Origin of the sequence: Microbulbifer sp. YPW16, assembly GCF_021290385.1 — a bacterium.
In the GTDB taxonomy this organism is placed as follows: domain Bacteria; phylum Pseudomonadota; class Gammaproteobacteria; order Pseudomonadales; family Cellvibrionaceae; genus Microbulbifer; species Microbulbifer zhoushanensis.
In genome coordinates this window covers 3,833,849-3,855,167 of sequence record NZ_CP089928.1, presented here as the reverse complement: position 1 = coordinate 3,855,167, position 21,319 = coordinate 3,833,849, and the positions used below count along the sequence as shown (strand labels likewise).

Below are 21,319 nucleotides of genomic sequence, written 5' to 3'. Positions count from 1 at the left end.
CTAGAATTCCGGATCCCAGTCGACGGTAATCACACCGGCGTCCAGGTCGATATCGGTAATGTACTCACCCGGCAGGAACGGGATCAGGCGTTCACGCCCGTCCTTTCCGCCCCGCACGACCAGGACATCGTTGGCCCCGGTCTCCATCAGGCGCTCCACCTTACCCAGATCGTGCTCGGCATCGCCAAACTGGCTGATCACCGCGAGCCCTTCGAGCTGGTGCCAGTAGTACTCACCCTCGGCCAGTGATGGCATCTGCGCACTGCTCACCGCGATATCGCGCTGGCAGAAACGGGCGGCGAGGTCGCGATCATCCACACCCTTGATATGGACAACCAGGCCCTTACCGTGGCGGCGACCGCCATCTATCTGCAGCGGCTCCCAACCGTCGCCATCCTGCAGCCACCAGTCGTGGAATTGCAGGATATTGTCCATCGGCTCGGTAAAGGAATGCACCTTCACCCAACCGCGCACACCATAGACGGAGGTAATGCGCCCGACCGTGACCAGTTCACCGGAATGGGATCTGTTCTCCGTCACGGGCGCTCTCTCTACGTTACCGACCTGGTTCAGGCGGATTCTTTCAGCAGCTTGCTGACGCGATCGGAAACCTGGGCGCCCTGGCTAACCCAGTAGTCGACGCGGTCGCGCTCAACGCGCAGGCGCTCTTCCTGACCACGGGCGACCGGGTTGAAAAAGCCGACGCGCTCGATAAAACGACCGTCGCGGGATTTGCGGCTGTCGGTCACAGTCAGGTGATAAAACGGGCGCTTCTTAGCACCGGCACGAGCCAAACGAATGGTTACCATGTAGCTTTCCTGTAAGTTCAATACTGGGCGGTCGCGATTCACGACCACCAACAACAACTAGCCGGCAGCTCACCCGGCTGAAAGGCGGCGTATTCTAATGTACCGCCCGATATTTGTATAGCGCTTAACACGCTGTCGGATAAGGTTTTTCCGCGGTCCCGCGATTACCGCCCGGACCCTACTTCTTGCGGAAGCCCGGAGGCAGGCCGCCGGGCATGCCGCCCATACCACCCATGCCGCCACCACCGCCCATGCCCGGCATGCCACCCATGCCACGCATCAGCTTGCCCATGCCGCCGCCCTTGAGCTTTTTCATCATCTTGCCCATCTGCTTGTGCTGCTTGAGCAGGCGGTTGAGGTCCTGGACCTGGGTGCCGGAACCGGCGGTGATACGGCGCTTGCGCGAGCCGTTGAGGATATCGGGGTTGCGACGCTCGGCAGGGGTCATGGAGCTGATGATGGCATCCATACGCTTGAACTCCTTGCCCATGTCAGCCTGCTGGGCCATCTGGGCCATATTGCCCATTCCCGGCATCTTCTCCATCAGTGAGCCCAGACCACCCATATTCTGCATCTGCTGCAACTGGTCGCGCAGGTCTTCCAGGTCGAAGCCCTTGCCCTTCTGCACTTTCTTGACCAGTTTCTCCGCCTTGCCCCGGTCGATGGTCTGCTCGGCCTGCTCGATCAGCGAGAGAATATCGCCCATCCCCAGGATACGGGAGGCAATACGGTCCGGGTGGAAGGTTTCCAGTGCATCGGTCTTCTCCCCCACGCCGATGAACTTGATCGGCTTGCCGGTCACATGGCGCACGGACAGTGCCGCACCGCCACGGGCATCACCGTCGGCCTTGGTCAGGATCACGCCCGTCAGCGGCAGTGCGTCATTGAAAGCGCTGGCGGTATTGACGGCATCCTGGCCGATCATGGCATCAATCACGAACAGGGTTTCCGCCGGGTCCAGCGCCCCGTGCAGCTCACGGATTTCCCCCATCAGCTCTTCATCAATATGCAGGCGGCCGGCGGTATCCACGATCAGCACATCGGCAAACTGGCGCCGCGCCGCGTCCATCGCACTGCGCGCGATATCCAGCGGCTTGTCCTCCGGGGCGGACGGGTGAAACAGTGCACCCACCTCGCCGGCGAGGGTTTCCAGCTGGTTGATGGCCGCAGGACGGTAGACGTCCGCACTGACCACCATCACCTTCTTCTTCTCGCGCTCCTGAAGGTACTTGGCCAGCTTGGCCACGCTGGTGGTCTTACCCGCACCCTGCAGGCCGGCCATCAGGATAACGGCCGGGGGCTGCACGGCCAGGTTCAGCGGGGTTGCCGCCTCGCCCATGACCTGGACCAGCTCGTCCTGCACGATCTTGACGAACTGCTGGCCCGGGTTCAGCGACTTGCTGACCTTCTGGCCCACGGCAGCGGTCCGCACCTGCTGCACGAAAGCCTTGACCACCGGCAGCGCCACGTCCGCCTCCAGCAGGGCCTTTCGCACCTCGCGCAGTGTGTCGCGGATATTGTCATCCGTCAGGCGCGCTTTACCGGTGACCTTTTTCAGGGCCGTCGAGAGGCGATCACTCAGGTTGTCGAACATATGTACGTCTCGATCTCTTTCTGGACCGGCCGGTCAACCCGGACCGGCCTGTGCGATATACCAGAACTCCCTCCTAACGAAGGCAGCTCCACAATGTCTGGGGCGCGGCAGTATAGCCCAGGAGCCCCCACAGCAGAAATACCGCCAGCGGGACACAGGCTTTCCAGTACCGGCGCGCTGTGCCACACTGCCGCCCTATCATAATGACAGACGGATTTATCGATGGCGGCAATCGCCCACTGGACGGCAATCCTGCTTTACCTGGCCACGACTGTCGTGGCCGCACAGACGGTTTTCCGGCAACACCGCAGCCGCAACCCGCTGCTGCTGGTGCTGCTCGCCGGCGCCCTTATAGCGCACGCCCTGTCACTGTCCTTTAACCTGGTCACCGCCGGTGGCTACCGCTTTGACCTGTTGGCCATGTTGTCCCTGGTCGCCTGGATCGTGAACCTGCTGATCCTGGTACTGGCCTGCCGCCACCCACTGACCCTGCTGATCCTGATCATGGCCCCGCTGGGCGCGCTGGCAGAACTCAGTGCCGTGCACTCCTGGGGCAATGTAGCACCGCGCCAGCAGCTGTCTCCCGGAATCGCCCTGCACGCACTACTGTCCGTTTCCGCCTACTCCCTGCTTGCCCTGGCCACCCTGCAGGCGATTTACCTGCACTTTCTCAACCAGCAGCTGCACAATCACCGTCCCGGCGGTGTCAGCCGGTTCCTGCCACCGCTGCAGACCATGGAATCCCTGCTGTTCGGACTGGTAGCCTTTGGCCAGCTGCTGTTGACAGCCTCGCTGGTCACCGGCTTCGTGTTCCTGGATAACCTGTTCGAGCACGGGCTGATGCACAAGACCACGCTGTCGCTGGTGGCCTGGGTGCTCTACAGCATCCTGCTGTGGGGGCACTGGCGGCTGGGCTGGCGCGGCAACACCGCCGTGCGCTGGACCCTGACGGCATTCGCCATCCTGCTGCTGGCTTACTTCGGCAGCAAGCTGGTGCTGGAGGTCATTCTCCAGCGCAGCTGAGGTAAATTGTGCCCCACGCCGCGGGCTGTGCTTGCGGCGCGGGAAATTCTGTTTCAATATCCCGGTTCGCAAATAACAAGAGCTCTCCCTTGAACGAGATACCCCCCGGCCTGCTGTTTAGCCTGCTGGCTGTGCTGATTGTCATTTCCGCGTTTTTCTCCAGCTCCGAAACCAGCATGATGGCGCTGAACCGCTACCGCCTGCGCCACCAGGCCAAGAGCGGCCACCGCGGGGCCAAGCGGGCGATGGAGCTCCTGACCCGGCCCGACAAGCTGATTGGCGTTATCCTGATCGGCAACAACCTGGTGAACATCCTCGCCTCTGTGCTCGCGGGGGTAGTCTTTACCAAGCTATACGGCGATGCCGGCGTCTTCTATGCCACCGCCGTGCTCACCATCGTGATCCTGATCTTTGCCGAGGTCACACCCAAGACCATCGCCGCCCTGCATCCCGAGAAGGTCGCCTTCCCCGCCTCACTGGTCCTGCGCCCGCTGCTGTGGCTACTGGCGCCGGCGGTTTGGCTGGTGGGCAGCGTCTCGAACGGCCTGGCGCGACTGGTCGGCGTAGAGGCCGGGGAACAGGCAGAAGCCGAGCACCTGGCCCCGGAAGAGCTGCGCACAGTGGTATTCGAATCCGGCGCCCTGCTGCCCACCAAGCACAAGGGTATGCTGCTCAATGTACTGGACCTGGACCAGGCCACCGTGGAGGACATCATGATCCCCCGCAACGAGGTGGTGGGCATCGACCTGGAGGACTCCGGTGACGAGATCCTGCAACAGCTGGCGGAGAGCAGCTTTACCCGCCTGCCGGTATACACCGGCGATATCAACCGGGTGGTGGGCATCCTGCACCTGCGCCGGGCCGCGCAGATACTGCGGGAAGGTCCGGCAGCCTTCAATTCCGAGCAATTGAAGTCGTTTACCGACGAGCCCTACTTTGTTCCCGAGGCAACACCACTTCCTACCCTGCTGATGAACTTCCAGAAGAGAAAGCGCCGCATGGGCCTGGTGGTGGACGAGTACGGCGAGGTGATGGGCATCGTCACCCTGGAGGACCTGCTGGAGGAGATCGTGGGGGACTTCACTGCCAGCCCGGTACCCAGCGAGGATGAGGAAATCATCGCCCAGGGGGACGGCTGGTACTCCATCGAGGGAGGCACCTCGATCCGCGATATCAACCGCACCCTGCACTGGGAGCTACCCACCGACGGACCGAAGACATTCAACGGTCTGGCGATGGAGCACCTGGAGAATATCCCCGACGGCAATATCAGCTTCTATATCCTCGATTACCTGGTGGAGATCGAGGAGGTATCCGAGAAAATGATTACCCGCGCCCGGGTCAGGAAGGTTGCCCGCGGCTAGCCGCCAGGCCAGGCTGGCCCCTGAAGGAAGGTTTAAAACTCAATCAAAAGCTGTTTGACCGGCGCGAAACTCTGGCGATGAATCGGCGTCGGCCCATGCTCTTCAAGAGCCATCAGGTGAGCGCGGGTGGGGTAGCCCTTGTGTCCCGCCAGTCCGTAACCCGGGTACCGCTGATCCAACTCGACCATCTCCCGATCTCGGGTAACCTTGGCCAGGATCGATGCCGCGGCAATCGCCTGCACCCTGGCATCCCCCTTGACCACGGTATCGCAAGGGTAATCCCAGTCCGGTTTGCGATTGCCGTCCACCAGCACATACTCCGGCTGCAACGACAGCTGCTCTACCGCCCGTTTCATCGCCAGAAGGCTGGCATGCAGGATATTGAGTTCATCGATCTCGGCCACTGACGCCCTGGCGACAGCAAAACTGAGGGCACGCTCGCGGATCTCATCGAACAACTGCTCGCGGCGTTTTTCGGTCAGCTTCTTGGAATCTGCAAGCCCGGGAATAGGCGCCGCCGGATCCAGAATCACAGCTGCGGCCACAACATCACCGGCCAGGGGACCGCGACCGACTTCATCAACGCCCGCCAGCAACTCCCCCTGATAAGCACAGTGATATGGTGCCAGTTCAGCCCCGGGTTTTGATTTTACCGCTGCCACTCGATCAACCTTCCAATTTCTGTTTGTTATCCCGATTATTCTTTGCCTGCGCCAGTAGGTCACAGACGGCGTCAGCCGCGCGGGATGACGCATTGCGGCGCAACATCTGGTGCAATTCGGAGAACTCGCGCTGCAGCTGGTCGTACAGAAGTGGATCATCAAAATACTGTAACAGCGCCGCCCCAAGGTTCTCCGGGGTAGCCTGGTCCTGCAGTATTTCCGGAACCAGCTCCCGCTGTGCCAGCAGGTTGGGCAGGGCAACCCAGGGAGTTTTTAGCATGCGGGAAAAAATTGCATACGAAAGCCCGGCCATCTTGTACGCCACAACCATCGGCTTTTTCAGCAGCATGGTCTCCAGGGTGGCGGTGCCCGAGGCAATCAGGACATTATCCGCCGCGGCCAGTGCCGTGTGGGACTGGCCCTGCAGCAGCTGCACGTCGAGATCAGGGTATTTCTCCAGCATCGCGGAGAGTTCGCCATGCCGCGCCTCATTGGCAGCCGGAAGCACAAATTTCAGTTCCGGCCGGCGCTGGCGACACCAGTGCGCCACCTGCAGGAACAGCGGCCCCAGTAATTTCACTTCGCCACCACGACTGCCTGGCAGCAACGCGATTACCCGGTCCCCCGGGCCATAGCCAAGTTCGACGCGCGCGGCCTCAGTATCCGGCTGGAGCGGGATTTCGTCAGCCAGCGGGTGCCCCACAAAGGTTACCGGCACCTGGTGCTCGCGATAGAAATCCGCCTCGAACGGCAACAGGGTCAGCATATGGTCCACGGCCCTGGCGATCTTCTTGATACGCCCGCGCCGCCAGGCCCAGACCGAAGGGCTGACGTAGTGCACGGTGGGGATACCGCCCTCGTGCAGCGACTGCTCCAGGGAGAGATTAAAATCGGGAGAATCTATGCCGATAAATACATCGGGCGGGTTGTCCAGGAAGTGGTCGCGGAGGCTGCGACGAATCCGCAACAGCTCAGGCAGCCGCTTGAGGGGTTCAACCAGCCCCATGACCGACAGCCGCTCCATGGGAAACAGCGACCTGACCCCCTGGGCCTGCATACGTGGGCCGGCGATACCCTCCACCTGGATATCGGGGAATCGCGACTGCAGCTCTGCCACCAGGCCAGCACCGAGGATATCCCCGGATGCCTCCCCGGCGAGTATACCGACGCGCAATGGATGTTCTGGCTTGGTCACGGGCTTAACTTTCTAGGGAGAATATTGGCGCGCTACAGTCCGCAACCCGCATCAGCGGGTAATACCTCGAGAGGAATTCTGCAGGGAATCGATCCAGGGTTGTACCACAGCGGACTGTTCCCGCAATTCAGCCAGCGCCTCCAGGGCTTCCTGCAGGGTGAGGCCGCGGCGGTAAACGATTTTGTAGGCCTTGTTGATCAGGGCGATCTCGTCACGCGAGAAGCCCCTTCGCCGCAGCCCCTCGGCATTGATGGTCTTGGCCTCGGCGGGATTGCCAGCCACCATTACATAGGCGGGCACATCCTTGCCGATTGCCGCCCCCATCCCGGTAAAGGCATGCTCACCGATCGTGCAATGCTGGTGCACAAGGCTGAAGCCGCTGAGAATGGCCCAGTCACGGATTTCAACGTGCCCTGCCAGCGCCACATTGTTGACGAGGATGGTGTGATTACCAATGACACTATCATGACCCACATGGGCATAGGCCATGATCAGGTTGTCGTTGCCGATCGTGGTCTCGCCACGATCCTGGACTGTGCCACGATGGATGGTGACACCCTCGCGGATCACATTATCATCACCGATCACCAGTGTCGTATCCTCGCCCTGGTACTTCTTGTCCGGGGTATCCTGGCCTACGGAGGAAAACTGGTAGATACGGTTGTTCTTTCCCATCCTGGTGGGGCCACTCAGGACCACATGCGAAGCGATGTCGCAGCCATCGCCGATCTCAACACCTGGGCCCACCACGGTGTACGGGCCGATCGACACCCCGGCACCGATGACCGCGGAATCATCGACAATTGCAGTGGGGTGGATATTCGTCTGCATGCTGCGCCTTACTCCCGGAAAAACTCGACCGCCACCCCTGCTGTCCGGGGTGGCATTGCAAGAAACCAAACTGGGGTTTCGACCACCAAGTATAAATCGGTCAGATTTGTTTTACCGCACACAATACATTGGCGGAGGCGGCCAGCTCACCATCCACACTGGATTTACAGGCAAATTTCCAGATGCCGCGGCGTTCCGACACCACCTCGGATTCCAGCTGCAGCTGGTCACCGGGAACCACCTGTCGCTTGAAACGCACATTATCGATACCGGCAAACAGGTAGAGAAAGCCGTCCTCGGGCTTTTGCCCCAGGGTCTTGAACCCCAGGATACCGGATACCTGCGCCATTGCCTCGACGATCATAACACCCGGGAAGATGGGCGCTTCCGGAAAATGACCGTTGAACACCTCTTCATTGACGGAGATGTTCTTATAGCCCTTGATGTATTTTCCCTCTTCCAGCTCCACCACGCGGTCAACCAACAGGAAGGGATAACGGTGAGGCAGGTATTGACGAATCTCGCGCACGTCCATCATGGTAAATGTCCCCAAAAACTACTTCGGGGCGTGATTACGCCCCGAACAACAAAACAATTCTATTGCCCGAATCGCACCGGACGCCTGGACCTGCAAAGCCCGGTTACTCCCGCTGCCTTACTCTCCGTCGCCAGCCTCGGGGCGGCGCGCGGAAAGAACCGCCACCTGCTTCTCGAGCTCCCGCAGGCGACGTGACATCTGGTCCAGCTGTGCATAACGCACTGCATTTCGACGCCAGCTGCGACTGTCAGAAAAAGGCGTGCCGCTTGAATAGGAACCGGCCGATTCGATGGACTTGGTGACCAGCGTCATCGCAGTGACATGTGTGCCATCTGCCACCGTGACATGCCCCACCACCCCGGCACCACCCGCGATCGTACAGTGTTTGCCGATCACAGCGCTGCCGGCGACCGCCGAACAGGCGGCAATGGCTGAGTAGTCACCAATTTGCACATTGTGCGCGATTTGCACCTGGTTGTCGATCTTGACCCCCTGCCCAACCACGGTATTGCCCAGTGCGCCGCGGTCAATACAGGTACAGGCACCAATTTCGACATCATCGCCAATCTCGACACCACCCAGCTGGTGGATCTTCGTCCAGCGCTTCTCATGAGGGGCAAAGCCGAAGCCGTCTGCACCAACCACTGCACCACTGTGAATGATGCATCGATCCCCGATAGCACAACCGTGGTAGACGAAGACACCGGCGTGCAGGCAGGTGCCGTCGCCAATAATGCAGCCCTCTCCCACCGTGGTGTTGGCACCGATAACGACATCGCGACCGATACGGGTGGAAGCGCCGATAACGGCACCGGGACCGATACTCGCGGATGGATCGATGTCGGCTCCCTCGTGCACCGTCGCCGCTGGGTGAATACCCGCGGCCGGCGCGGGAGCGGTATCGTACAGTGCTGTCGCCCGGGCGAAGGCATGGTAGGGCGCCTCCACCACCAGGGCAGACACCGGGCATTCGTCCGCGAGCTCGGCAGTGAGTATCACAGCACAGGCGCGTGTATCGCGCAGGAAGCGGCGATAGTTTGCACTGGCAAGGAAACTTACATCGGAAGGCGCTGCATCCTGCAGCGTGCTCAGCCCACCCGGCACCTCATCGGGGCTCGCCCCGGGCGCCAGGCGCAACTCAGCGCCCAGCCGGGAGGCCAGCTGGGCGAGGGTCAGTTTATCTGTCATGCGCGCAATTCTTGCCGGATTACTTGTCCGCGTTCATGCGCTTGACTACCGCGGCAGTCAGGTCGACATTGGGGCCAGCGAAATAGGCGGAATTTGCGTCCAGCACCAGGTCCAGGCTCTGCTCTTTGATAATGGCTTCCAGGGCACTCTTGGCCTTGGGTGCCATGGTCTTCTGGATCTCCTGGCCGACCTGCCCTTCCATTGCACGCAGCTTCTTGACCGCAGTCTCAAAGTCGGAACGCTTGAAGTTCATCTTGCGCTGGTGCTCGGCCTTCTGCTCTTCGGACCAGGTAACCGCATTCTTCTGCGCATCTTCGGCCAGTTTCTGCACTTCGGCACGAATGGATTCCGCAGTGCTCTGCAGCTGCGAGTACTCGGAGCTGGTCTTGAGCGCGTTAACCTTGGACTTGGCCGCCTCGGTGCTCATGATGGCGGCCTGCAGGTTGAAGACTGCTACCTTGCTCTGTGCCGCGGCAGCCCCGGAAAAAATAATTCCCACAAACAGGACTGCGATAATTTTTACAGATTTAAGCACGTCGGTTTCTCCATTTTTGCTTATTTATACTACACGGCGGCTCTCTTCGACCGCCTCGTTCAAGCCCTGCCCCGGGAATCAGAAACTGTTACCCAGGGAGAACTGGAATACTTCGACCTCGTCCTCGTCGTTCTTCTCCAGCGCCTTCGCCACACTGAATGTCAGTGGGCCAAAACCGGAGATCCAGGTGAGGCCGATACCGGCTGAAACATTCAGCCGCTCAACGTCGACATCGTAGCAGTTCAGCTGAGATTCGCCACAGCTGGTATCAAAGACATTACCCGCATCGATAAAGAACGCGGACTGCATGGAGCGCTGGTCCTTGATGAACGGCAACGGGAAAATCACCTCAGCGCTACCCTCTACGAGGATATTGCCACCGAACGGATCCGGCTCACGGGGGTTCGAGACGACCTCAAGAGCCCCGGTCTCCTCGTTCAGTACGTAACATCTCTCGGCCGCGAAGCCCTCTGCGGTTACCGCACAGGTGGTGGTGTTATAGGGCGTGGGCGGGGTAGAGCGCGGGCCGAGTGAATTGCGCTCAAAGCCGCGTACCGAGCCGAAGCCACCACCGTAGAAGTTCTCGAAGAACGGCAGCTCGGAGGTATCACCAAAGCTGTCAGCGTAACCGAGGCGGGTACGCAGGCGCAGGGTCAGGTTCTTGGTCAGCGGGCGGAAATACTGGCCGGTGTAGATAAACTTGTAGTACTCGAGGTCCCCGCCCGGCACAGCGATTTCCAGGGATGCACGCTGCGACGTACCGCGGGTCGCCAGGATGCCGCGGTTCAGGGTGGAGCGGGCATAGGAGCCGGTTACCGAGAATGTATCAAACTCGTCACCGTTCACGTCCACAAAGCCGTCCAGGTCGGTATTCAGCAGCGACGGATCCAATGGCTGGCTGAGGTCAAGAGCCTCGCCCGCCTCCACAGCGGCAGCCAGCTCTTCATCGATTGTCACGATGTCCGTATCCAGCACCTGCCCATCCACGCCCTCAATCGCGCGGGGGGTCTCACGGATTTCCTTGACCGAATTACTGGCGGTGCCAAGCTCCAGGTGGCTGAAACCGAAATTCAGGCCCACCCGGGAGATTTCCGAAATCGGATAACCAAAATTCAGGCCGGCACCGTAAGTGGTGGTGTTATAGCTCGCCAGGTTGATTTCCGAGTAGTCCCGCTCCTGGTAGAACACATTGAAACCACGGCTCACACCGTCGGGAGTGAAATAGGGATCGGTGTAGGAGAAATTCGCTACCGTCTGGTAACGGGAGGTATTGATGGCGACGCCGACGGATTTACCGGTACCCAGCCAGTTATTCTCCTGCACGTTGGCACCCAGCACGATACCGCTGTCCTGCGCGTAACCCACTGTGCCGCCGATAGTGCCGGAAGGCTGCTCCTCTACCGTGTACTCTACGTCGATCTGGTCGGAGGTACCGGGTACTTCCGTGGTTTCCACCTGCACTTCCTTGAAGTAGCCCAGGCGCTCCAGGCGGACCTTTGACTGCTCGATACGGGCAGAGGACGCAGAAGCGGACTCCATCTGGCGCATTTCGCGGCGCAGTACCTCATCGGAGGTGCGGGTGTTGCCGCGGAAATTGATCCGGCGCACATAAGCGCGCTTGCCCGGGTCGATGAAGAAGGTGACTTTTACCGTCTTGTCTTCCTCGTTGGGCTCGGGCATGCCATTGACCTCAGCAAAGGTATAACCCTCGTTGCCCAGGCGCTTGGTAATGTAATCGGAAGTGGTCGTCATCAGGACCTGGGAGAAGGTCTGGCCCTCGCGAACCAGCAGCAGGCGACGGATCTCCTCCTCGGGCACCACCGGGTCACCGGCCAGGTCCACTTCGCTCACCTTATACACGTCTCCCTCGGAGACATTCACGGTGATGAAAACGCTCTGCTTGTCAGGGCTCAGGGATACCTGGGTGGAATCAATCTTGAATTCCAGGTAGCCGCGGTCCAGGTAAAAGGACTCCAGCCGCTCCAGATCGCCGGTCAGCTTCTCACGGGAATACTTGTCGTCACTGCTGAGCCAGGACAACCAGCCGGTGGTCTGCAACTCAAAGATATCCGCCAGCTCATCATCAGAGAAAGCTTCATTGCCGACAATATTGATGTGCTTGATCGCAGCGACCGAGCCCTCATCAACCACAACCTTCAGTTCCACCTGGTTGCGGGGCAACTCCTTGACCTCGGTGGTGACACTGGCGCCATAACGTCCCTGAGCTACGTACTGTCGCTCCAGTTCCTGCGCCAGGCCCTCGAGGGTGGCACGCTTGAAGATCTGGCCCTCGGCGAGACCGTTCTCCTCCATGCCCTTGAGCAGGTCCTCGGATTTGATCGCCTTGTTACCGGTGAGCTCGATCTTGGAGATGGCGGGCCGCTCGCGAACCGTGATTACCAGGACGCCGCTCTCCCGGCCGATCTGGATATCCTGAAAGTAACCGGTGCGGAACAGTGCGCGGGTCGCGCTCTGGATCTCGAGGCTCTCAATGGTATCCCCCACGCGCACCGGCAGGGCGGCGAAGACCGTGCCAGCCGATACCCGCTGCAGGCCCTCCACGCGAATATCGTTGACCACAAACGACTGGGCAACAGCGGTAATCGGCAGTGCCAACCCCAATGAGGCCGCTTTCAGGAAATCATTCATTAACCAGTTCCAAAGTATTTATTCGCAATTCCACTGGGCCGGGAGAATGCAACCCTGCCCGGCCTGGTCCCGCACCGCCTATGGCAGGGGGATCTCTCGGGGAGCCGCCTTGCCGGCAGGCCCCTCCGCGCCCCCTGGGGGGCTGTCCCTCCCGGTAGCCCGGGCGGGACCAATAAACCAGCTGCGCTACAGGCGCAGGATGTCGTTGTACAGCGCCAGCCCCATAATCCCCAGTACCAGCGCCATACCCACCTGCAGGCCAATCACCTGCACGCGCTCGGACACCGGTGAGCCCTTGACCGCCTCAATGCCGTAATAGAGCAGGTGGCCACCGTCCAGCACCGGAATCGGCAGCAGGTTTAGGACCCCGAGACTGATACTGAGCAGCGCCAGCAGCGACAGAAAAGACTGCCAGCCGGCGTCCGCCGAAGTGCCGGCCACTTTAGCAATGGTGATAGGGCCGCTCAAGTTCTTGGTCGATAGCTGCCCGAACACCAGTTTCTTCAGGCTATTCAGGGTAAATACTGTCTTGTCCCAGGTCTCCTGCAGCCCCTTGGCCAGCGCGCCCGCAATACCGTAGTGGTAGGTGCGAACCCGGTCTTCCGGCCAGGATTCAACCACCGGCAGGACCCCGATCCGGCCGATCTCCTCGCCACTGTCGAGTGTTACCGGGGCCGGCGTCACTGTCAGCGAGACACGCTCGCCGTCTCGCTCCACCTCCACCTGCAGGGGCTCACCCGCCCGTGCGCGCACGTACTCTGTCCACGCCTCCCAGGTCTCGAAAATACGACTGTCGGTTGTCAGGATGCGGTCACCGGCCTGCATTCCCGCCTCACGGGCCGGGCTGTCGGCAGTTACCTGGGCCAGGGTCATCGTGATCGGGGGTCTCCACAGCTCGAGACCGGCCTCGGCCACCGGGTCCGGCACTTCCTGTCCGGCCAGCCAGCGGTCGATATCCGCCACTGAGTGGTACTCCAGTTCAGAATCCGGGTAGCGAATGGTGAACTCTATGGTACCGGAATCCCCCAGCCGGTTAGCCAGGCGCCAGTTGAGCGCCTGCCAGGTTGGGGTCGGCTGGTCGTCCACGGCCAGGATCTCCTGGCCCTCTTCCAGGCCTGCACGGGCGGCGATACTGCCGGGCTCCACTGCCCCCACTACCGGGACCGGCCCGGCGGTGCCGCCCATAAACACCGCCCAGAACAGCACGATCGCCAACAGGAAGTTCGCCAGGGGGCCGGCAGCGGCGATGGCAATGCGGGCCCAGACGCTCTTGCGGTTAAATGCCTGGTCCAGCTGCCCGGGTGGCACTGCCCCCTCGCGCTCGTCCAGCATCTTCACGTAGCCACCGAGCGGAATAGCGGAAATAGTGAATTCGGTGCCATGGCGGTCGTAGCGCGAGATCAGCCGCCGACCGAAGCCCACGGAAAAGCGCAGCACCCTGACGCCGCACAATCGCGCGACCAGGAAATGCCCGAACTCGTGAAAAGATACCAGCACCCCGAGCGCCACCAGCGCCCAGAGGACCGTCTGAATCAGATCCATAACTACCCGTCAGTTAATGCCAGTCCCACCGGTGACTCCCGCAACGCACCGGCCCGCCTCAGGCGGACTCCAGCACTTTGAGAGCCAGGGCGCGAGCCTGGCGATCCGCATTTTCGACTGCATCCAGGCCGGTCAGTTCAACCGCTGGCACAGAATCCATAACCTGCTCGATCACCGCCGGAATCCCGGTGAACGGCAGTTTTCCACCAAGGAAGGCATCTACAGCCACCTCATTGGCGGCATTGAGCACCGTCGGGGCACTGCCGCCTGCGGCCATTGCTTCCCGCGCCAGCCGCAGACAGGGGAAACGCCGCAGGTCCGGCGCCTCGAAATCCAGCCGCCCCTGGGCGATCAGGTCCAGCGCCGCCACGCCGCTGTCAATCCGCTCCGGGAATGCCAGCGCGTGCGCGATCGGGGTACGCATATCGGGGTTACCCATCTGGGCCAGCAGCGACCCGTCGCGATACTGCACCATGGAGTGAATGATACTCTGAGGATGCACCACCACCTCAATCTGTTCCGGGCGGGCATTGAACAGCAGGCAGGCCTCGATAAACTCCAGGCCCTTGTTCATCATGGTGGCCGAATCCACCGAAATCTTACGCCCCATCGACCAGTTGGGATGAGCGCAGGCCTCATCCGGGGTCACGTGGTGCAGGTCGTCCAGTTGGTGGCGCCGGAAGGGACCGCCCGACCCGGTCAGCAGGATCTTCTCCACCCCGGCTCCCTCCAGGCTACCGCACGGCTGGGGCAGGCACTGGAAGATGGCGTTGTGCTCGCTGTCGATGGGCAGCATCTCCGCGCCGCTGGCGGCCAGGGCCCGGGTGAAAACCGGGCCGGCCATGACCAGTGACTCCTTGTTGGCCAGCAGCACCCGCTTGCCGGCCTCAACGGCCGCCAGCGTGGGACGCAGCCCCGCCGCACCGACAATGGCGGCCATGACCGTATCCACACGGGAGTCAGCCGCCACCTGGCAGAGGCCCTCAACCCCCCACAGCACTTCGGTCTGCAAATCGCTCGCTGCGAGCATGGACTGCAACCGCCCCGCCTTCTCTTCGTCGGCCACCACCGCGAAGCGGGGCGCAAAGCGGCGGCACTGCTGGGCCAGCTCCTCCACCCGCTCGCGGGCGGTGAGCGCAAAGATGCTGTAGCGCTGCGGGTGTCGCTCGAGGACATCGAGGGTGCTGACACCGATGGAGCCGGTGGAGCCCAGGACGGTGACGGCTTGCTGCTGCGGGGAATACATAGACTTTCAGTTTACCTCTGAGGCCCCGCAGTCCAGGGCCTTTTATCCGGGATACTGCTGTTGTTCACACACTGCTGCCTTGAAGAAAAACACTTCAGGGACAACATGCTGGCGGCTACAGGTACTTGGGTAATTCGCTCGCCAGCGCCGCCATGGTAAATACCGGCAACGCCGCCGAGAGGCTGTCGAGACGATCCAGGATACCGCCGTGCCCCGGCAGTATATGGCTGCTGTCCTTGATCCCCCGGTGGCGCTTGAACATGCTCTCCACCAGGTCGCCAATCACTGAGGCAACCGCCGTTACCAGGATACCGAAAGAGAACAGCACACTGTTCTTGAGGGGCAGGTCGAGCAGGATGGAAACGCCAACCGCCAGTACCAGGCACGCCGCCAGGCCGCCGAAAAAGCCCTCCCAGGACTTACCCGGGCTCACTTCCCGGGCCAGCTTGTGCTTGCCAAAACGCCGCCCCACGAAGTAGGCACCAACGTCGGCAGACACCACCACTGCGACCACAAACAGGACCAGCCAGGCACCGTGTTCCTGGCCGCGCAGGATTACCATCGACAGCCAGGCCGGCACCAGCACCACGAGGCCGATCAGGCCGCGCGCCCAGCGGTTACCCCAGAGCATGGCGCTGGCGGGATAGCTCTGCACCCACAGGAACGCCAGCGCCCACCAGCCGCAGGCCACCGCCAGGATATGGCGCGCCCGAGCGGTGTCGGGACTGGCGAAATCCATCGCAAAGACGTACTCGGCCGTACCGATCAGGGCCAGGCCCAGGGCCGCCAGGAATACGAAGCGCAGGGCGCGATTGAGATTCGAGAGGTTGGCCCACTCCCAGCCACCCAGCAGGATGACCGCAACCGTGGCCAGGGTGAACCACTGGATGGGCAGCAGGAACAGGGCGCCGAGAAACAGGGCGACCAACACCAGCGCGGTAATTATTCTTTGTTTTAGCACCGTAAAACCCTTTATTGCCTTGTTTTTGTAGCCTGGTTATAGCCGATGTCAGGCCTGCGCTTTCAGCCCGTCATCATCGTCGCGCCCACCGAAGCGCCGGTGGCGCCGGGAGTAAGCTGCAATCGCCGCGTCCAGTTCAGCCTCGCCAAACTCCGGCCACAGCGTCTCTGTGAAGTAAAACTCGCTATACGCGGCCTGCCACAGGATAAAGTTGCTGATACGCTGCTCGCCACTGGAGCGAATCAGCAGGTCCACCGGCGGCAGGTCAGCCAGCTGGACATACTCTGCCAGTGTCTGTTCATTAATGGAATCCGGAGTACGCTCCCCGGCCGCCACCTGCTCCGCGAGCTGCCGTGCAGCGTTGGCGATATCCCACTGGCCGCCGTAATCCGCCGCGATCACCAGGTTGCCCTGGGTCCCGTCGCGGGTAATGTCCTCGGCTTCGGCGATGGCGCGCTGGAGGCGTGGAGAGAGGCGGTCGCGACGGCCGATCACCCGCAGCCGCACACCCTCATCGGCCATCCGCCGGGCTTCTTTGCGCAGGTAGGAGTAAAAGAGGCTCATCAGCAACTCCACCTCTTTGGGCGGGCGCTGCCAGTTCTCACTGGAAAAGGCAAACAGGGTGAGCGCCTCAACCCCCCGGTCCTTGCAGGCCGAGACCAGGTCGCGAATGCGCTCGACGCCGGCCTTGTGGCCGGCGGAGGGCGGCAGGCCGCGCCGGGCGGCCCAGCGGCCATTGCCATCCATGATGATGGCGATATGGCGGGGCCCCTCGCGGGACACCACTTCGGGGGAACCACCGGAAGCCATCAGATTTCCATCAGGTCCTTTTCTTTGGCCGCGAGGGCCGCATCCACATCGCTCACGAATTTGTCCGTAATCTTCTGGATGTCGTCACTGGCGCGGCGCTCATCGTCCTCGGAAATTTCCTTGTCCTTGACCAGTGCCTTCACGTCCGCCAGCGCATCGCGGCGGATATTGCGGATGGAAACACGTGCGGTCTCCGCCTCGCTCTTGGCCTGCTTGATGAAGTTCTTGCGTGTTTCCTCGGTCAGCATCGGCATGGGGATACGGATTACGGTACCCGCAGTGCTCGGGTTCAGGCCCAGGTCGGACTTCATGATCGCTTTCTCGATCTCCGGCACCAGGTTCTTTTCCCAGGGAGTGACGCTCAGGGTACGGGCGTCCTCTACGTTGACGTTGGCCACCTGCGACAGGGGGGCATCGGCACCGTAATAGGAGACATGGATACCGTCCAGGATGCTCGGGTGCGCACGGCCGGTACGGATTTTATTGAAATTGCTGCCCAGGGCGTCGAGCGCCTTGCTCATGCGCACCTTGGCATCTTTCTTGATATCTTCAATCACTGTCTCTCTTCCTCTTCGATTAGCGTGCCCTCTTCACCGCCCACCACGATATTGAGCAGTGCGCCGGTCTTGTCCATACGGAACACCCGCACGGGCATGTTGTTGTCGCGGCACAGGCAGATTGCGGTTAAATCCATCACGCCGAGTTTCTTGTCGAGGACCTCGTCAAAAGTCAGCTGCTCATAGCGGGTCGCCGACGGGTCCAGCACCGGGTCGGCTGAGTAAACGCCGTCGACCTTGGTGGCCTTGAGCACCAGCTCGGCCTCAATCTCTATACCACGCAGGCACGCCGCCGAGTCGGTGGTAAAGAAAGGGTTGCCGGTGCCGGCAGCAAAAATCAACACCTCGCCACGCTCAAGGTGACGAACAGCGGCCCTGCGGTCATAGTGGTCGACGATACCACTCATCTGGATCGAGGACATTACCCGGGAGGAGATATTGGAACGCTCCAGGGCATCGCGCATGGCCAGGGCATTCATCACCGTGGCCAGCATCCCCATATGATCCCCGGTCACCCGGTCGAGCCCGGCGGCGTGCAGCGCGGCGCCACGGAACAGGTTGCCACCGCCGATCACCAGGCCCACCTGGACCCCGATCCCCACCAGCTGGCCGATTTCCAGGGCCATCTTGTCCAGCACCTTGGGGCTGATCCCGAACCCCTGGTCCCCCATCAGCTCCTCACCGCTGAGCTTTAACAGGATTCGCTTGTACTTGCGGTCTTTTACACCGGGCATCCTCTGGTCCTCACTAGCGCTGGCAGGTATTGCCGCCGAACATTACAACAATTTCGGTCATTTACACAGAGGGGTGCCGCGATGCAGCTCCATGAGCCCACCGCAGGCACCCCTCCGCAGCCGGTCGCCCCATGGGGCGACCGTATTGTATCGATCAGGAAGAAGATTTGACCTGGGCGGCCACTTCAGCAGCGAAGTCCACCTCTTCTTTCTCGATGCCCTCGCCCACTTCGAAGCGGACAAAGGAAACAACATCAGCACCGGCATCCTTGACCAGCTTGCCGACGGTTACGTCGGGGTTCTTGACGAACGGCTGCTCTACCAGGCTGTTTTCCTTCAGGAACTTCTTGATACGGCCACCCATCATCTTCTCGACGATTTCAGCCGGCTTGCCTTCCATATCGGGCTGGGCCTTGATGATGTCCTTTTCCTTTTCCAGGACCTCGGCCGGCATATCTTCCGGCTTGTTGACCTGCGGGTTGACCGCCGCCACGTGCATGGCCACTTCGCGAGCCAGCTCAACTTCGCCACCGCTCAGGGCCACGATGGTAGCGATGCGGTTGTTGGAGTGCACGTAGGCGCCCACGACCGGCGCTTCCACAACCTGGACACGACGCACACCGATGTTCTCACCGATCTTCTGTACCAGTGCTTCGCGTGCAGATTCCAGCTCGCCTTCCATCAGGGCAGCGACATCTTCCTGGCGCTCGGCGAAAGCCTTCTCCACAACCTTCTGTACAAAGCCGTTGAAGTTGTCATCGCGGGCAACGAAGTCGGTCTCGGAATTGACTTCAACCAGCACGCCGTAGCTTCCATCGTCGGCTACCTTTGCAGCCACAACACCGTCAGCAGCAGTGCGGCCGGCTTTCTTGGCGGCTTTCAGGCCAGAGGCTTTACGCAGGTCTTCGATCGCCTTCTCGATATCGCCATCGGCTTCGTTCAGTGCTTTCTTGCACTCCATCATCGGCAGGCCGGTGCGCTCGCGCAGTTCTTTTACCATAGACGCGGTAATCGCCATGATTCAATCCTCGGGGTTCGTTCGCTAATGAATAGGATTTGAAAAAAAGGGGCCAGTCGAGGGGCCCCTTTCCGATTGGCAGCGTAACGGTTCAGTGTTACACCGCTGTGCCCTGCGGATTACTCCGCAGCGGCCTCGTCGTCACTCGCTTCGACGTACTCATTCTGAGCAGCGCTGCCACCAGCTTCGGCAACGCCCGCCACTACAGCGTCGGCCACCGCAGTGGTGTAGAGCTTGATCGCACGGATGGCGTCGTCGTTACCGGGGATCACGTAGTCAACACCCTCCGGGTCGCTGTTGGTATCAACCACGGCGATAACCGGGATGCCCAGCTTGTTGGCTTCCTGGATGGCAATGCGCTCGTGCTCTACGTCGATCACGAACAGTGCGTCCGGCAGGCCACCCATGTCCTTGATACCACCGATGGAACGCTCGAGCTTATCCATAGTGCGGCTGCGCATCAGGGCTTCTTTCTTGGTCAGCTTGTCGAAAGTACCGTCTTTGGACTGGGCTTCGAGGTCGCGGTAGCGCTTGATGGAGGCGCGGATGGTCTTGTAGTTGGTGAGCATGCCACCCAGCCAGCGGTTGCTGACGTAGGGCATGCCACAGCGCTCAGCCTGCTCGCGGATGGACTTCTGCGCGGCGCGCTTGGTGCCAACGAACAGTACCTGCTTTTTCTGGGCCGCCATACCCTTGATCACCTGCAGGGCCTCATTGAAGGCCGGCACAGTGTGCTCCAGGTTGACGATGTGAATCTTGTTGCGGGCGCCAAAGATGTATTGACCCATCTTCGGGTTCCAGTAGCGGGTCTGGTGGCCAAAATGGACACCAGCCTGCAGCATATCGCGCATGCTGACTTGCGGCATAGTAAACCTCAATATCTACGGAAGCGGCCATCCTGCGGCGGACACTTCCCGGGTTATATCCTCCACACACCCCATGCACCAATCCCCTTGCACCCCTTGCGAGGCCACTCGGGAACACCCAGGCGCATGTGCCGGTGTATGTGAGACGTTAGTCTTAAATGGTGAAAGCCCGGGCACGGCGGCCCAGAGCGGCGCGCTTTATACCATATTCAACCGGGCCCGGGAAGCCAAAAAGCCGACAGCTGGCATCCCGGCCGGCCCCGGTTGTGCCCGGGGCAGCCGAATCCGCTACAATAGCGCGCCTCCCGGATCACCCGGGAATTGACGAACCCGCAGCAACCAGCCCGGAAGTGAGAGTATGACCGCAGCCACCAAGACCCCGGAACAGATCGCCAAGATGCGCACCGCAGGCCGCCTGGCCGCAGAAGTGCTGGAAATGATCGGCGAATATGTGGTTCCTGGCGTCACCACCGAGGAGCTGGACCGACGCTGCCACGACCATATAGTCAATGTCCAGGACGCCATCCCCGCCTGCCTGGGCTACCGGGGGTTCCCCAAATCCATCTGCACCTCAATCAATGAAGTGGTCTGCCATGGCATCCCGTCAGACAACAAGGTGCTGAAGAAAGGCGACATCATTAATATCGATGTCACTGTGATCAAGGATGGCTGGTACGGCGACACCAGCAAGATGTACTTTGTGGGCAAGCCCGCCCCCCATGCCGAGCGGTTGGTGCGCATCACCCAGGAGTGCCTCTACCGTGCCATCGATATCGTCCGGCCGGGCACCACGTTGGGCGATATCGGCCACGTGATCCAGCAACACGCGGAGAAAAATTACTACTCCGTGGTGCGCGACTTCTGCGGGCACGGTATTGGTGACGTTTTCCACGAGGACCCGCAGATACTGCACTATGGCAAACCGGGCACAGGCCTGGTGCTCGAGGAAGGCATGACCTTCACCATTGAGCCGATGATCAATGCGGGCAAGCCCGGCACCAAGGTACTGCGCGACGGCTGGACTGCGGTGACCGTCGACCGGCGCCTGTCCGCCCAGTGGGAACACACCATGGCGGTGACCAACGACGGGGTTGAGGTACTGACCGCCCGCGGGGAAGAGAATTTCTGACCAATTTTGGCCCGGCGGTCCCCCTCCGCCCCGCTCCCGGTAAACCTGCGAGTATCACGGGGCCACGA

Annotated in this window: 21 protein-coding genes; 3 read left to right on the top strand and 18 right to left on the bottom strand. The window is 61.1% G+C overall.

The window, feature by feature from the left end; all coding sequences use genetic code 11:
- The 3 genes from rimM to ffh form a co-directional block, all read right to left on the bottom strand.
- The gene (rimM, locus tag LVE68_RS16715) at window positions 1-540 is read right to left on the bottom strand and encodes a ribosome maturation factor RimM (protein WP_232941578.1); all 540 of its coding nucleotides are present in this window, start codon (window positions 538-540) and stop codon (window positions 1-3) included.
- Window positions 541-569: 29 nt separating this feature from the next.
- Window positions 570-809: a 30S ribosomal protein S16 gene (gene rpsP / locus LVE68_RS16710; protein ID WP_232941577.1), complete on the bottom strand. Its 240-nt coding sequence runs from the start codon at window positions 807-809 to the stop codon at window positions 570-572.
- Between the two features lie 178 nt (window positions 810-987).
- Window positions 988-2,403, bottom strand: a complete 1,416-nt coding sequence (gene ffh, locus LVE68_RS16705) for a signal recognition particle protein (RefSeq protein WP_232941576.1) — start codon at window positions 2,401-2,403, stop codon at window positions 988-990.
- A 222-nt stretch (window positions 2,404-2,625) separates the two neighbouring features.
- Here ffh and LVE68_RS16700 point away from each other — a divergent pair, with 222 nt between their 5' ends.
- Both LVE68_RS16700 and LVE68_RS16695 read left to right on the top strand, forming a co-directional pair.
- The gene (locus LVE68_RS16700) at window positions 2,626-3,426 is read left to right on the top strand and encodes a cytochrome C assembly family protein (RefSeq protein WP_232941575.1); all 801 of its coding nucleotides are present in this window, start codon (window positions 2,626-2,628) and stop codon (window positions 3,424-3,426) included.
- A gap of 89 nt (window positions 3,427-3,515) precedes the next feature.
- Complete coding sequence (locus LVE68_RS16695) at window positions 3,516-4,790, top strand: HlyC/CorC family transporter (RefSeq protein ID WP_232941574.1); 1,275 nt, start codon at window positions 3,516-3,518, stop codon at window positions 4,788-4,790.
- A gap of 32 nt (window positions 4,791-4,822) precedes the next feature.
- Here LVE68_RS16695 and rnhB read toward each other — a convergent pair whose 3' ends face one another.
- From rnhB to rpsB, 15 genes are all read right to left on the bottom strand, one after another.
- The gene (gene rnhB, locus LVE68_RS16690) at window positions 4,823-5,419 is read right to left on the bottom strand and encodes a ribonuclease HII (RefSeq protein WP_233006736.1); all 597 of its coding nucleotides are present in this window, start codon (window positions 5,417-5,419) and stop codon (window positions 4,823-4,825) included.
- A 37-nt stretch (window positions 5,420-5,456) separates the two neighbouring features.
- Window positions 5,457-6,647, bottom strand: coding sequence for a lipid-A-disaccharide synthase (lpxB, locus tag LVE68_RS16685; protein WP_232941573.1), 1,191 nt, complete (start codon window positions 6,645-6,647; stop codon window positions 5,457-5,459).
- A gap of 51 nt (window positions 6,648-6,698) precedes the next feature.
- The gene (gene lpxA, locus LVE68_RS16680; RefSeq protein ID WP_232941572.1) at window positions 6,699-7,478 is read right to left on the bottom strand and encodes an acyl-ACP--UDP-N-acetylglucosamine O-acyltransferase; all 780 of its coding nucleotides are present in this window, start codon (window positions 7,476-7,478) and stop codon (window positions 6,699-6,701) included.
- A 100-nt stretch (window positions 7,479-7,578) separates the two neighbouring features.
- The gene (gene fabZ, locus LVE68_RS16675; protein WP_232941571.1) at window positions 7,579-8,016 is read right to left on the bottom strand and encodes a 3-hydroxyacyl-ACP dehydratase FabZ; all 438 of its coding nucleotides are present in this window, start codon (window positions 8,014-8,016) and stop codon (window positions 7,579-7,581) included.
- 117 nt (window positions 8,017-8,133) lie between these two features.
- Window positions 8,134-9,204, bottom strand: a complete 1,071-nt coding sequence (lpxD, locus tag LVE68_RS16670) for a UDP-3-O-(3-hydroxymyristoyl)glucosamine N-acyltransferase (RefSeq protein WP_232941570.1) — start codon at window positions 9,202-9,204, stop codon at window positions 8,134-8,136.
- Between the two features lie 19 nt (window positions 9,205-9,223).
- Window positions 9,224-9,739: an OmpH family outer membrane protein gene (locus tag LVE68_RS16665; protein ID WP_232941569.1), complete on the bottom strand. Its 516-nt coding sequence runs from the start codon at window positions 9,737-9,739 to the stop codon at window positions 9,224-9,226.
- Between the two features lie 78 nt (window positions 9,740-9,817).
- Window positions 9,818-12,388 carry an outer membrane protein assembly factor BamA gene (gene bamA / locus LVE68_RS16660; protein ID WP_232941568.1) on the bottom strand — a complete coding sequence of 857 codons (2,571 nt, stop codon included), beginning with the start codon at window positions 12,386-12,388 and terminating at the stop codon, window positions 9,818-9,820.
- Window positions 12,389-12,574: 186 nt separating this feature from the next.
- Window positions 12,575-13,930 (bottom strand): RIP metalloprotease RseP, encoded by a 1,356-nt coding sequence (gene rseP, locus LVE68_RS16655; RefSeq protein ID WP_232941567.1) that lies wholly within the window; start codon window positions 13,928-13,930, stop codon window positions 12,575-12,577.
- A gap of 58 nt (window positions 13,931-13,988) precedes the next feature.
- Entirely contained in the window at window positions 13,989-15,176 is a 1,188-nt protein-coding gene (gene ispC / locus LVE68_RS16650; protein ID WP_232941566.1) for a 1-deoxy-D-xylulose-5-phosphate reductoisomerase, read from the bottom strand.
- Between the two features lie 115 nt (window positions 15,177-15,291).
- A complete protein-coding gene (locus LVE68_RS16645) occupies window positions 15,292-16,137 on the bottom strand; it encodes a phosphatidate cytidylyltransferase (protein ID WP_232941565.1) in 846 nt (281 codons plus the stop codon).
- A 48-nt stretch (window positions 16,138-16,185) separates the two neighbouring features.
- Complete coding sequence (gene uppS / locus LVE68_RS16640) at window positions 16,186-16,947, bottom strand: polyprenyl diphosphate synthase (protein WP_232941564.1); 762 nt, start codon at window positions 16,945-16,947, stop codon at window positions 16,186-16,188.
- The gene (gene frr / locus LVE68_RS16635; RefSeq protein ID WP_232941563.1) at window positions 16,947-17,504 is read right to left on the bottom strand and encodes a ribosome recycling factor; all 558 of its coding nucleotides are present in this window, start codon (window positions 17,502-17,504) and stop codon (window positions 16,947-16,949) included. Before frr ends, uppS begins: the two co-directional genes overlap by 1 nt.
- Complete coding sequence (pyrH, locus tag LVE68_RS16630) at window positions 17,501-18,238, bottom strand: UMP kinase (protein ID WP_232941562.1); 738 nt, start codon at window positions 18,236-18,238, stop codon at window positions 17,501-17,503. The genes frr and pyrH overlap by 4 nt, the downstream gene beginning before the upstream one ends.
- Before the next feature lie 154 nt (window positions 18,239-18,392).
- Complete coding sequence (gene tsf, locus LVE68_RS16625) at window positions 18,393-19,256, bottom strand: translation elongation factor Ts (RefSeq protein ID WP_232941561.1); 864 nt, start codon at window positions 19,254-19,256, stop codon at window positions 18,393-18,395.
- 119 nt (window positions 19,257-19,375) lie between these two features.
- On the bottom strand, window positions 19,376-20,122 hold the full coding sequence (gene rpsB, locus LVE68_RS16620) for a 30S ribosomal protein S2 (RefSeq protein ID WP_232941560.1): 747 nt from the start codon (window positions 20,120-20,122) through the stop codon (window positions 19,376-19,378).
- A gap of 358 nt (window positions 20,123-20,480) precedes the next feature.
- Between rpsB and map the strand changes: the two genes are divergently transcribed.
- Window positions 20,481-21,251, top strand: a complete 771-nt coding sequence (gene map / locus LVE68_RS16615; protein ID WP_232941559.1) for a type I methionyl aminopeptidase — start codon at window positions 20,481-20,483, stop codon at window positions 21,249-21,251.
- The last annotated feature ends 68 nt before the right edge of the window (window positions 21,252-21,319 follow it).

Excerpts from the sequence above, each read along its gene's own strand:
- lpxA (WP_232941572.1), bottom strand. The coding sequence starts at position 7,478 with ATGCAGACGAATATCCACCCCACTGCAATTGTCGATGATTCCGCGGTC.
- LVE68_RS16700 (WP_232941575.1), top strand. The coding sequence starts at position 2,626 with ATGGCGGCAATCGCCCACTGGACGGCAATCCTGCTTTACCTGGCCACG.
- rseP (WP_232941567.1), bottom strand. The coding sequence starts at position 13,930 with ATGGATCTGATTCAGACGGTCCTCTGGGCGCTGGTGGCGCTCGGGGTG.
- bamA (WP_232941568.1), bottom strand. The coding sequence starts at position 12,388 with ATGAATGATTTCCTGAAAGCGGCCTCATTGGGGTTGGCACTGCCGATT.
- uppS (WP_232941564.1), bottom strand. The coding sequence starts at position 16,947 with ATGGCTTCCGGTGGTTCCCCCGAAGTGGTGTCCCGCGAGGGGCCCCGC.
- fabZ (WP_232941571.1), bottom strand. The coding sequence starts at position 8,016 with ATGATGGACGTGCGCGAGATTCGTCAATACCTGCCTCACCGTTATCCC.
- map (WP_232941559.1), top strand. The coding sequence starts at position 20,481 with ATGACCGCAGCCACCAAGACCCCGGAACAGATCGCCAAGATGCGCACC.
- rpsB (WP_232941560.1), bottom strand. The coding sequence starts at position 20,122 with ATGCCGCAAGTCAGCATGCGCGATATGCTGCAGGCTGGTGTCCATTTT.
- pyrH (WP_232941562.1), bottom strand. The coding sequence starts at position 18,238 with ATGCCCGGTGTAAAAGACCGCAAGTACAAGCGAATCCTGTTAAAGCTC.
- ispC (WP_232941566.1), bottom strand. The coding sequence starts at position 15,176 with ATGTATTCCCCGCAGCAGCAAGCCGTCACCGTCCTGGGCTCCACCGGC.
- ffh (WP_232941576.1), bottom strand. The coding sequence starts at position 2,403 with ATGTTCGACAACCTGAGTGATCGCCTCTCGACGGCCCTGAAAAAGGTC.
- tsf (WP_232941561.1), bottom strand. The coding sequence starts at position 19,256 with ATGGCGATTACCGCGTCTATGGTAAAAGAACTGCGCGAGCGCACCGGC.
- rpsP (WP_232941577.1), bottom strand. The coding sequence starts at position 809 with ATGGTAACCATTCGTTTGGCTCGTGCCGGTGCTAAGAAGCGCCCGTTT.
- lpxD (WP_232941570.1), bottom strand. The coding sequence starts at position 9,204 with ATGACAGATAAACTGACCCTCGCCCAGCTGGCCTCCCGGCTGGGCGCT.